Consider the following 11077-nt stretch of genomic DNA (forward strand, 5'->3'; position numbering starts at 1 on the left):
CTTGGACAGAAGATGTGAACATTTGTTCCCTAAATTACTGACTTATGAGTAAGCACGCGGCGCACGTGCTCAAGAAACAATGCTCCGGCATGAGTAAGTCGCGTGCTCCGCGTGGTGCGGGCGAAAAGCACCACACCCAAATCTTCTTCCAGTTCCTTGATGGCGCGCGACAACGGAGACTGCTCGATGTGCAGCCGCTCGGCCGCGCGGGCAAAGTGGAGCTCTTCAGCGACCGCTAGAAAGCAACGGAGGTGTCGTAATTCCATAGTTCTTTGGCCTCACGAAGTGTCGCTCTCTGACAGGAGAGAAAACCGCATCAACGTGCGCTCCCTGGCCCGCGCGTGGTCAACGACGGGCTGCGGGTAGTCAACGCCCAGACGCAGGCCGCAGTCGGCCAGCGCGGCGGGCTTCATGGCTGCTGGGAAGTGGATGTGCGTATCGGGCACGCGCGTCAGCTCGGGCAGGTAACGACGAATGAATTTGCCGTCGGGATCAAAGCGCTGCGACTGGATGATGGGGTTGAAGATGCGAAAGTAAGGCTGCGCGTCGCAGCCTGTGGAGGCTGCCCACTGCCAGCCGCCGTTGTTGGCGGCCAGGTCGTAGTCGGTCAGGTACTGGGCAAAAAAGCGCTCGCCCCGGCGCCAGTCGATGCCCAGATCCTTGGTCAGAAAGCTCGCCACTACCATGCGCAGGCGGTTGTGCATGTAGCCGGTGTGCAGCAACTGGCGCATGGCGGCATCGACCAGCGGGTAGCCGGTGCGTGCCTCGCACCAGGCCTGCCACAGCTCGGGGGCGTCGTCCCATTGCACGCGGTCGTATTCGTGTTTGAACGACTGCGTGACCACCTGCGGACAGTGCCACAGGATCATGAAATAGAAGTCGCGCCAGGCCAGCTCCGACAGCCAGGTCTGCGCGCCTTCGCTGCCCTGTTTTGCCCGCTGCACTGCCAATGCGGCGAGCTGGCGGATGGAAACGGTGCCAAAGCGCAGGTGCACCGACAGGTATGACACGCCCTTGCGTCCAGGGTAGTCGCGCGCCTCGTGGTAGGCCGCCATGCGTGGCTCGAAATCGCGCAGCAGTTGCTGTGCGCCGCTCATGCCCGTCGGCAGGGCCAGGTTTTGCAGGTTGGTGGGAGCGAAGCCCAGGTCCGCCAGCGTGGGCAGGTGTTCGCCCATGGGCGGCGGCGCCAGGTGGTGAGCATAGCGATCGACGGGATAGGGTTTGAGCTGGAAGGCATCCAGTCGTTGCAGCCAGGCGCGCTTGTAGGGCGTGAACACGCTGTAGGGCCGGCCTTGCTGGGTCAGCACCTCGTCGCGCTCCAGCAGCACCTGATCCTTGTAATCGCTGTAGATGATGCCTTGCGCGCGCAGGGCGTCGGCCACGCGCCGGTCGCGCGCGATGGCTTCGGGCTCGTAGTCGCGGTTGGTCAGCACCTCCTGCACGCCAAGCGACTGGGCAAGCTGCACGATGCACTGCACCGCGAGGCCATGGCGCACGATGACTCCGCCGCCGGGCGCGCCGCTGCGCGCGGCCAGTTGCCGCAGGCGTTCGTGCAACTCCAGCACGCTGGCGTGGATGAACGCCACGCGCCGGTCTTCGCGGCTGGGCAGCGCATCAAGAATGTCGGTGTCGAACACGAAGGCGCAGTACACCCGCGCATGGCGGCGCAGCGCGTGGTACAGCGCTGCGTGGTCGTCGCAGCGAAGATCGCGGCGCAGCCAGACCAGGGCGCTGGAGGCAGCAGGGGATGCGATACGGGCTGTGGCTGTCATCTTGTCTTGTTTGGGCTTCAGGCTGGCATCAGCACCGGCCCGCCCTTTTCCAGCGCACGCTGATAGGCTGGCCGCTCTTGCATGCGCTGGCGGTAGGCCAGCAGGTGCGGCCATGCGCTTTCCTTGCCGCTGCGCGCCAGGGCGGCTTCGACCGCAAAGCTCATCTGGAAATCGGCCATGCTCAGGTGCTCGCCCGCAAACCACTGCTGTTGCGCCAGGTGAGCATCCATGAAGGCCAGGGCGGCTTTCACATTGGGGCGAATGAGTTTCTGCTGCACCTTGCCGCACAGAATGTGGGCGATCGGGCGCACGAAAAACGGCATGGGCTGGCGCGGGATGGTGTCGAAGACCATGTGCATCAGCAGCCAGTTCATCAATGAACCCTCGGCGTAGTGCATCCAGAAGCGGCACTGTCGGTGCTCAGGCGTGCCGCGAGCCGGCTCCAGATGGGCCAGGTGGGCCGGTGCCTGCGCGCCAAAGCGCTCCGCCAAGTATTCGATGATGGCGCCCGATTCGGCCACCACGGTATCGCCATCGACAAGCACGGGCGACTTGCCCAGCGGGTGAACTTCTTTCAGCGCGGCAGGTGCCAGACGGCTTACCGGGTCGCGCCGGTAGCGGCGCAGGTCGTACGGCACGGCCAACTCTTCGAGCAGCCAGAGGATGCGCTGCGAGCGCGAGGTTTCAAGGTGGTGGACGGTGAGCATGGGAATCCTTGAATGTGGCGGTGGCCGAGGCGGCGCGGCGAAGCCAGCGCATCAGGCCGCCCAGCACGGGCAGTTTTTCGTACAGCTCCTGGGCGGCGTCCCAGTAGTCGCGGTGTAGCGCCACGCAGCCCTGAGCGTCGAAGCGCACCAGCGTGGCGCCGTGGATGCATTGCGCCACCCCTGCCCGCCAGCGGCGCATGCGAAAGCGCAATTCCCAGGCCAGGAAAGCCTGGTCGCCCTGCACGATGTGCTGGGTGACGGTAAAGCGCGGCTGATCGAGCGTGGCGAACATGTGGGCAAATATCTGCCTGATGGCGGGCACGCCGCGCACGTCGTTGAAGGGATCCTTGAAGTGCGCGTCGGACGCGTAATGCGCATCCAGCGCGGACAGATGCGCGGGCGACAGCTGCTCGTACAGCGCAATCAGCCGCTGCGTGGCGGCCTGGGTGTCTGGATCGATATCAGGATGGACGGGTAGCGTGGCGTTCATGGTCAAAGCCCGGTGATGCGGTGAACGAGAGCGAAATACCAGCGGTAGGGCAGGCAGCGCATGAGCTTGAGCACACTGGTGAAGCGCTGGGGAAAGTGCAGCTCGAATCGGCCGCGCTCCCAGCCGCGCACGATGGCCTGTGCTGCCTGCTCGGGCGTGAGCAGTGCCGGCATGGTGAACGTGTTTTTTGTCGTCAGCGGGGTATCGACGAAGCCGGGGTTGACCAAGCTGACGCCCACACCTTTGGGGCGCAGGTCAAGGAACAGGTTTTCCGCCAGATTGATCAGCGCCGCCTTGGTGGGGCCGTAGGCCAGGCTTTGCGGCAGGCCGCGCCAGCCAGCCACGCTCGCAACCAGGCTCAGGTGCGGCGTGCGCCCGGCGCGGGCCGCATCCAGCAGCGCGGGCAGCACGGCAGCCAGCACATGCAGCGCGCCGCTGACGTTGATGTGCTGGTGCTGCAACAGCTCAGGCAAATCCAGCGCGTCGGCCGACATGGGGTGATAGTGACCGGCGCAGTAGCAAACCAGATCCAGCGGCCCGTCTGCCAGCCGTTGCTGCGCCGCGCTGGCGACGGCTTGCGCGTTGGTCACATCGAACGCGAGCGCCTGGCTGCCGGGGTGCTCTCGCACGAAGTCATCGAGCCGGGCCTGCTGACGTGCCGACACGCACACCTGCGCGCCATGCGCATGCAGCAGTGCGGCCACGGCGCGCCCGATGCCGCTGGACGCGCCGATCAGCCAGACGCGCCGGCCACGCCAGTCGGTGATGGCAGGGTTGAGGGGCACGGCGTCACTCCTTCCTGAAGGACAGCAGCACCTCGCCCAGCGAGACGCCGAACTTGCTCATGGTGGCTCGGTTGAGCATCACGCGCTCGTCGATCAGGAACATCCAGTCGTCGAACTGCACCTCGTACGTCGTGCCGTCCACCGGCAGGCGCAGCGTGTAGTTCCAGCGAAAGGCGTTGCCCGAAGTCTGCCCCTGGGCCTCGCCCACCACGTCGTCAGCGCGGCCGGTGTAGCGGCCATCGGCGTGCTTGGTCAGGCGCCAGACCCGGCGCTCGGTCGTGCCGTCGGAATAGGTGAATGCCTCGTCCAGCACGCCCTGGTTGCCCTGCCAATGGCAGTCCATCACCACGGTGAAGCGGCGCACCACCTCGCCGCCGCGTTTTTGAAACATGCCGTGGGCGCGGATGCGGCCGTTAAAATAGCGATCCAGTTCCAACGTGGGTTGCTGCTGGGCGTAGTCGCTCACCTGCGGATTGGCGCAACCCGCGACGAGCACGGCCGAACCTGCGAGCAGGGCAAAAAGCACATGGCGACGGGTGTTCATGGGGCGATTCCTTGTGTTGGGTTGGCAGGAGCGATCAGCAACCGATACAGCAGCCAGGCCGCCATGATCTTGAGCACACAGGGCAGCAGCGCATACATCCATGCCAGGCGTTGCAGCGCCAGCGCATCCTGGCTGCCGGGCACGTAGCCCAGCCATTGCAGAAGCGGCAGTGTTGCCCCGGCGGCCAGCGCAAGGTTGAGCTTGCTGGCCAGGTTCCACCAGCCCAGGTAGGCGCCGTCTTGCACGCCCTGCCCACCCTGGCGCGCGATCAGCAAGGCCAGCAGCGCACCGGGCACCGCCAAGTCGGCCCCCAGCGCCGCGCCAGACAGCACGCAGATCGCGGCGAAGGCCACCACCTGCCCGCCCTGCAACCCGGCGGCCCAGCCAAAGCAGGCCACTGCCAGCAGCATGCCGACCAGCCACGACCGCTCTAATCCGAGGCGGCGCACCACCCTCAGCCAGACAGGCATGGACAGCGCGGCGCTGACGAAATACAGCACCAGAAACAGCGCAATCTGCGGCGGCGTGGCCTGCAGCCGGTCCTGGGCGAAAAACAGCATCAGCGCAGCAGGGATGGCGCTGGCGATGCCGCTGCACAAAAACACCGCCAGCAGCCGCTGCAAAGGCCGCTGGGTCAGCGGCTGCCAAAGCGGGAGATGGCCCGGCCCGCGCGGCTCAAGCGGCTGGCTTGAAGGTGACGGACGTGGTGCCTGCCAGAGCAGCAGCCAGCCCGCCAGCAGCGCCAGCCCGAACACCGCCAGCATGGCGCCTGCCCCCCAGGCGACCGACAGGGCGCTGGCCGCGATCACACCGAGCAGCCCCGGCCCCTCGCGCCAGGCCACGATGCGGCTGCGCTGCACGGCGTCGCCGCCTAGGCGCACCCCCCAGGACTGGTGGCCAATGACCAGCAGGCTGTGCGCCAGGCAGGTGAATAAAAGCCCCGCCACCATCCAGGCGGCCAGCGCCGTCGGCCCCTGCACCAGAGGAAAGAACAGCCCCGCCATGCCGCCGCCCAACAGCAGCGCGCAGACGCCAGCCATCCACAGCACCGCATGCACGCTGCGGCGGTACAGGCGATCACTCAAAAGCCCCAGCAGCGGATCAGTCACTGCGTCCATCAGCCGCACCAGCAACAGCAGCGCCCCGACAGTGGCCAGCGGCAGGCCGAGATCGTTGGTGTAGTAATGCGGCAGCACCACATACAGCGGCAACGCGGCGAAGGCCAAGGGGAGGCCCAGCAGCCCGTAGGCCAATCCGGCACGCCAGGGCAGCGCCTGCGGGGCGTCCAGTGACAGGGTACGGCTCATGGCCTGGCCTTTGGTTTGCGCGCCAGCAGGGCGCTGCGCAGGCCAGGTTCGGACGTGCGCGGTGACAGCCAAATGCCGAAGAAGCGGCGCGCCAGCTCGGCATCGTCGATCGAGCCCAGCGCCTGCGGGCCGCGCCACAGGCGCATGCCCTGTCCCGGCTGGTGCAGGCCCGTGAGGCGCTCACCGGCCTGCACGTCGGGCAGAACCGCGGCCAGCGCCTTCAGCCAGAGCTCGGCCTGCGCGGGGGGCAGTTCGCCCTGGCGCTTGATCTCCTCGATGGAACGCCTGGCGATGTCCGCCCCCTTGAAGGCGCGGTGATAGGTCAGTTCCAGCGCCAGCGGGTAGGCGCCGAAGTCGGCCGCCTCGAACTGCGGGTCTGCCCACAGGCGGGCGTCGTAGATCCGCAGCCCGAGAAAGCGCATCTGCCCGTGGCCCCACAGGCTGGCCTCGGGCAGCGCCTGCTGGATGAAGGCGGGCGGCGGTGCTGCGTTCTCTGCCGCCGCGCTGGCCACGGCCATGCCCACGGTCAACGCAGCAAACAGTGCGAGGCGCTTCAATGATGAAAACATATGCAAAGACATGGGTATCAAGCGCAAGCCGCACCCTTTTTCAATCTTTGACCAGCGTGAACTGCACCACGTCGATGCTGCGGCTGTCGAAGGCAGCTTCGCAGTACGCGAGGTAGAACTCCCAGGTGCGCAGGAACTTCGCATCAAAGCCCTGCGCTAGCACCTGGGCATGCTGCTGCATGAACGCGCAGTGCCAGCGGCGCAGGGTTTCGGCGTAGTCGGTGCCGAAGGCCAGTTCCTCGACCACGCGCAGCCCCGCCTGCTGCGCCGCCGCGCGAAAGCGCGCCGGGCTGGGCAGGCAGCCGCCAGGGAAGACGTATTGCTGGATGAAGTCCGTGCCCTGGACATAGCGGTCAAACAGCGCGTCGTCGATGACGATGCTTTGCACGCAGGCTCGCCCGCCGGGTTTGAGCAAACGCGCCACGGTGCCAAAGTAACCGGACCAATAAGCCTGGCCCACGGCCTCGACCATTTCGATGGAGCAAATGGCGTCGAAGGGCGCATCCTGGATGTCGCGGTAGTCCTGCAAGCGCAGCTCAGCCTGGGTTGCCAGCCCGGCCCGGTACAGGCGCTGCTGGCCAAACGCCAGTTGCTCGGTAGATAAGGTCACGCCCGTCACCTGGGCCTGAAACTCGCCCGCCGCCATCTCGGCCAGTGCGCCCCAGCCGCAACCGATCTCCAGCAAGCGGCTTCCCGGCTGAACCCCGGCGCTGTGCAGCGCACGGCGCACCTTGGCGTGCTGTGCGGCTGTCAGATCACCCGCCAGATCGCCCTGAAACCAGGCCGACGAGTAATTCATACTCGGATCCAGCCAAAGCGCATAGAACGCATTGCCCAGGTCGTAATGGGCGTGGATATTGCGCCGGCTGCCAGCGCGCGTGTTGCGGTTGAACAGATGGCGCAAGCGGTAGGCCATCCGCCCCCACCAGGCACCGTACACCAGCGACTCCAGCGCGTTGCGGTTGGCCATAAGCAGGCGCAGCAGATCGGCCAAATGCGGCGTGCTCCAGTGCTGCTCGATATAGCCCTCGGCTAGACCGATGTCGCCCGAGCGCATGACCGCGCCGAACACCCGCCAATCGTGCAGGCGCAGGCTGGCATGCGGCTTGCCGCCCTGGCCCAGTTGAAGGGTGCTGCCGTCGGGCAGCTCCAGATGCAGCGTGCCGTGCTCAAGGCGCTGCAACAGGCGCAGGGCGTGGCGCGCATTCGCAGGCAGGCCCGCAGGCAAATGAAATGGCAAAGCAGTGGTGGTGTTCATGGTCAGTGGCTGGATGAGGATGAACGGGAAACGGGCGATGCCGGCATTTGCGGCTTGGTGTGCAACGGCACGCGCTTGAGCCAGAGCAACAAGGCATTCCAGAGGATTCGGGCCATCACGCCCAGGGTGAGCAGGGGGTAGCGCCACAGGGCGCGGCGTCGGCTGGCTGGGGTCAGCGGCTCCAGCCGCCCGGCGATGCCGGTGAGCAGCACCGGCCCCTCGGTGTCGTGGTAGTCGACGCGCACCCGCGCCGATTGCAGGCCATCGGCACCGCCCCGGTGAAACTCGAAGCGGTAGCCGCCGACCACGGCGCAAAACGGCGAGACGTGAAACGCCTTGCTTGCGCGTAGCTCCTGGCCATAGCGCGGGTGGTCGAGCAGGTAGGCATGGCGCTCGCCAAAGGTGTTGTTCACCTCGGCCACGATGGCGCGCAGGCTGCCGTCTGCGCGGTGGCAGTACCAGAAGCTCACCGGCTTGAAGCTGTATCCCAATACGCGCGGATAGCACTGCAACCAGATTTCGCCTTGGGCGTCGGTAATGCCCTCGGCGTGAAGTAGCGCATCCAGCCAGGCCAACGCGCCGCCCGTGCGTCCGGTCTTGCCGTCGCCGTGGTCGGCGTCACGAAACGACAGCGCGCCCGTGCGATTGAGCGCCAGAACACCCGCCGCCTCGGGCCGCGCATGCAGCGTGCGCATGGGAAGCAGCAGGAAGAAGGTGGGCACGCTGAAGCGGTGGCGACGCGGGCGCAGCCGGGTGTGCCACACATGCCCAAAGCCGATGTGCGGCACAGGGTGCGGCGAGCCCACACTTGGGGCAGGAATGTTCATGCAGCCTCCCGATGGCGCATGTGCGTCAGCAGCGCATCGGCAGCGCGGTGGCCCGACTGCAAGCCGTCCTCATGAAAGCCATAGCCGGTCCAGGCACCTGCAAACCAGGTGTGCTGCGTGCCTTGCAACTGCGGCACCTGCTTTTGCGCGGCCAGCGCCCCCATGTCGAACACCGGGTGTTCGTAGTCAAACTCGCCCAGCACCTGCGCCGGGTCGATGGCGCTCACCGGGTTCAGCGACACCAGCACCGGCTGTGCAAACGGCAGTGGCTGCAAGCGGTTGAGCCAGTAATGCAGGCACACGCGGGCCGACTCCTGTGCGCCATCGACGGCACGCTCGTAGTTCCACGCCGCCCAGGCGGCGCGGCGCCGGGGCATCACACGGGTGTCGGTGTGCAGCACGGCGCGGTTGGGCTGGTAACGGATGGCGCCCAGCACCCGCTGCTCGGCGGCGCTGGGCTGCGCCAGCAGGCGCAGGGCCTGGTCGCTGTGCACGGCCAGCACCACGGCATCGAAGTGCTCAACACCGCTGCCGGTGCGGATGAGCACGCCAGCGGCGTTGCGCTCGATGTGCGTGACCGGGGTGGCCAGGCGCGCGTCCAGCCCTTGCACGATGGCGTTCACATACTGACGCGCGCCGCCCGCCACGGTGTGCCACTGCGGCCGGTTGCTCACCTGGATCAGCCCATGGTTGTGGCAAAAACGCACCATGGTGGCCACGGGAAAGCGCAGCATCTGGTCGGTCGGGCAACTCCAGATGCAGCCCAGCATAGGCAGAAAATACCAGTGGCGGAACGCCGTGCCAAAGCCATGCTGATCGAGAAAATCGCCCAGCGGCTGAGCCAGTTCCTGCTCCTGGCCGCTGTCTGCCAGCGCGGTACACAGGCGGTTGAAGCGCAGCAGCTCGCCGAGCATGCGCAAAAAGCGTGGGCGCAGCAGATTGCGCCGCTGCGCAAATACCGTCGCCAGGCTGGAGCCGCTCCATTCGAGTGCCTGGTCACCCAGCACGCCCGCACCTGGCACCTGGACGGAAAACGACATGTCGGACACAGCGCTGGGCACATTCAATTCGGCCAGTAGCGCAATCAGGCCGGGATAGGTGGGCTCGTTGAACACCAGAAAACCGGTGTCCACCCCTTGCGTGACGGCCTGGCCCTGGGCATTGGGCAGGGTCACGTCCACAGTGTGGGTGTGGCCGCCGAAGTAGTCGCCCGCCTCGAACAGCGTCACCCGCGCCTGCCCGCGCAGCCGGTGCGCGGCTGCCAAGCCCGAGATGCCGGATCCGATGACTGCGACTTTCATGGCTTTCCAATCCTTGGGTGACTGAGCGTGCAGCACGGTTGCGCTGCGGATATGGCGTAATGTACTAGACAAAACAATATTTGTCCTAGACAATTTAATGAGCGATCTCAATTAACCATGAACTCTCTGACGCCTTCAGTTGCCCTGGAACCGTCGGCATCCAGCGACGCCGGTCTGTCGATTGCCGCCGTCGAGCGCGAAACCGGCCTGGGCAAGGACACCTTGCGTGTATGGGAACGGCGCTACGGTTTCCCCAACCCATCCCGCGATTCCTCAGGCGACAGGCTGTATGGCGCGGATCAGGTGCACCGGCTCAAGTTGATCAGTCGGCTGCTCGATGCGGGCATGCGGCCTGGCAAGGTGGTGGGGCTGGATCAGGCGGCGTTGCAGGCGCTGTTGACGCAGCGCTCTCCAGTGCAACCCGCTATTTTGTCCAGGACAAAAAACATCAGCATCGCCAATCCACTGATCGAAGGGATGCTCCACGCCATTGGTTCACACGACCCCAGTACCCTGCGGCACGGCCTCAGCCATGCTCAGTTGCGCATGGGGCTCGCGCCCTTTGTCACTGATCTGGTGGCGCCGTTGACGACAGCAGTGGGCGAAGCCTGGGCGCAGGGGCGCTTTGAAATCTTCGAAGAACATCTGTACACCGAGGTCATCACCGGCGTGTTGCGCCATGCAATTGCCTCGCTGCCTCCGCAACCCATGCAACAAGGCCCCAAGGTGTTGCTCACCACCGTGCCGCAAGAGCAGCACAGTCTGGGGCTACTGATGGTCGAAGCGTTGCTGGTACTGGAGGGCTCCACCTGCGTGTCGCTGGGCACGCAGACCCCGCTGATCGACATCGCCCAGGCAGCGCGGGCACATCAGGCCGATGTGGTGGCGCTGAGTTTCACCAATCTGCACAAATCGAGCTTCGTGCAGACCAGCCTGCGCGAGCTGCGCGCCCAGTTGCCTGCGGCCACGGCCCTATGGGCAGGTGGCTCCTGCGCGGCGCTGTACCAATGGCCGCTGGAAGGCGTCAGCACGGTTCAGCATTTGTCGGGCTTGCAGCCCCTAGTCACGCAATGGCGCCACGCCCATTGAACAAATAAGGACTTTCCTTCCCATGCTCACACTGGCTTACCCATTCCAAACTGTGCGCGTATCTGCTACTGGCATCTTCTTTGCGCACTGTCAGCGACTGCTCTTGGCCGTCTGCGCTTTGCTGCTTGCGAGTTGCACCAGCACGCGCCCACCGCCGGGCGTAACGGCCGTCAGCCCCTTCGACGTGCAGCGCTATCAGGGCCGCTGGTACGAGATCGCACGGCTGGATCATCCCTTTGAGCGCGGCCTGACCGACATCTCGGCCAGCTACACCGTGCAGGCCGATGCCAGCGTGCGCGTGGTCAACCGTGGCTACGCACCCGCCACCGGCGAATGGCGGGAAGCCGTCGGCAAAGCCCTGTTCACCGGCTCGCTGAACCGCCCCGGGTTTAGGGGAGTCTCCGTTCTTTGAGAGGATGGAGCCATGA

General features: G+C 65.9%; 11 protein-coding genes and 2 pseudogenes. 2 read left to right on the top strand and 11 right to left on the bottom strand.

Annotated features, from left to right (window positions below):
- Window positions 1-47: 47 nt before the first annotated feature.
- From PK606_RS15300 to PK606_RS15350, 11 genes and pseudogenes are all read right to left on the bottom strand, one after another.
- Window positions 48-266 (bottom strand): annotated as a pseudogene (locus tag PK606_RS15300) (LysR family transcriptional regulator); the annotation flags it as partial.
- A 12-nt stretch (window positions 267-278) separates the two neighbouring features.
- Window positions 279-1772 carry a cryptochrome/photolyase family protein gene (locus PK606_RS15305; protein WP_324565189.1) on the bottom strand — a complete coding sequence of 498 codons (1494 nt, stop codon included), beginning with the start codon at window positions 1770-1772 and terminating at the stop codon, window positions 279-281.
- Window positions 1773-1789: 17 nt separating this feature from the next.
- Window positions 1790-2479, bottom strand: coding sequence for a glutathione S-transferase family protein (locus tag PK606_RS15310; protein ID WP_324565190.1), 690 nt, complete (start codon window positions 2477-2479; stop codon window positions 1790-1792).
- Window positions 2457-2969: a nuclear transport factor 2 family protein gene (locus tag PK606_RS15315; RefSeq protein WP_324565198.1), complete on the bottom strand. Its 513-nt coding sequence runs from the start codon at window positions 2967-2969 to the stop codon at window positions 2457-2459. The genes PK606_RS15310 and PK606_RS15315 overlap by 23 nt, the downstream gene beginning before the upstream one ends.
- Before the next feature lie 2 nt (window positions 2970-2971).
- A complete protein-coding gene (locus PK606_RS15320) occupies window positions 2972-3754 on the bottom strand; it encodes an SDR family NAD(P)-dependent oxidoreductase (protein ID WP_324565191.1) in 783 nt (260 codons plus the stop codon).
- A gap of 4 nt (window positions 3755-3758) precedes the next feature.
- The gene (locus tag PK606_RS15325; protein WP_324565192.1) at window positions 3759-4298 is read right to left on the bottom strand and encodes a DUF3833 domain-containing protein; all 540 of its coding nucleotides are present in this window, start codon (window positions 4296-4298) and stop codon (window positions 3759-3761) included.
- Window positions 4295-5605, bottom strand: a complete 1311-nt coding sequence (locus tag PK606_RS15330) for an MFS transporter (RefSeq protein WP_324565193.1) — start codon at window positions 5603-5605, stop codon at window positions 4295-4297. Before PK606_RS15330 ends, PK606_RS15325 begins: the two co-directional genes overlap by 4 nt.
- Complete coding sequence (locus PK606_RS15335) at window positions 5602-6186, bottom strand: chalcone isomerase family protein (RefSeq protein WP_502920860.1); 585 nt, start codon at window positions 6184-6186, stop codon at window positions 5602-5604. Before PK606_RS15335 ends, PK606_RS15330 begins: the two co-directional genes overlap by 4 nt.
- Window positions 6187-6214: 28 nt before the next feature.
- The gene (locus tag PK606_RS15340; RefSeq protein WP_324565194.1) at window positions 6215-7432 is read right to left on the bottom strand and encodes a class I SAM-dependent methyltransferase; all 1218 of its coding nucleotides are present in this window, start codon (window positions 7430-7432) and stop codon (window positions 6215-6217) included.
- A gap of 2 nt (window positions 7433-7434) precedes the next feature.
- Window positions 7435-8259: a DUF1365 domain-containing protein gene (locus tag PK606_RS15345; RefSeq protein ID WP_324565195.1), complete on the bottom strand. Its 825-nt coding sequence runs from the start codon at window positions 8257-8259 to the stop codon at window positions 7435-7437.
- On the bottom strand, window positions 8256-9560 hold the full coding sequence (locus PK606_RS15350) for an NAD(P)/FAD-dependent oxidoreductase (protein WP_324565196.1): 1305 nt from the start codon (window positions 9558-9560) through the stop codon (window positions 8256-8258). Before PK606_RS15350 ends, PK606_RS15345 begins: the two co-directional genes overlap by 4 nt.
- Before the next feature lie 117 nt (window positions 9561-9677).
- Here PK606_RS15350 and PK606_RS15355 point away from each other — a divergent pair, with 117 nt between their 5' ends.
- Both PK606_RS15355 and PK606_RS15360 read left to right on the top strand, forming a co-directional pair.
- Window positions 9678-10649, top strand: coding sequence for a MerR family transcriptional regulator (locus PK606_RS15355; RefSeq protein ID WP_324565197.1), 972 nt, complete (start codon window positions 9678-9680; stop codon window positions 10647-10649).
- 22 nt (window positions 10650-10671) lie between these two features.
- Window positions 10672-11022, top strand: a pseudogene (locus PK606_RS15360) (lipocalin family protein); the annotation flags it as partial.
- Between the last annotated feature and the right edge of the window lie 55 nt (window positions 11023-11077).

It is taken from the genome of Ottowia sp. (genome assembly GCF_035444425.1).
Classification (GTDB): Bacteria; Pseudomonadota; Gammaproteobacteria; order Burkholderiales; family Burkholderiaceae_C; genus Ottowia.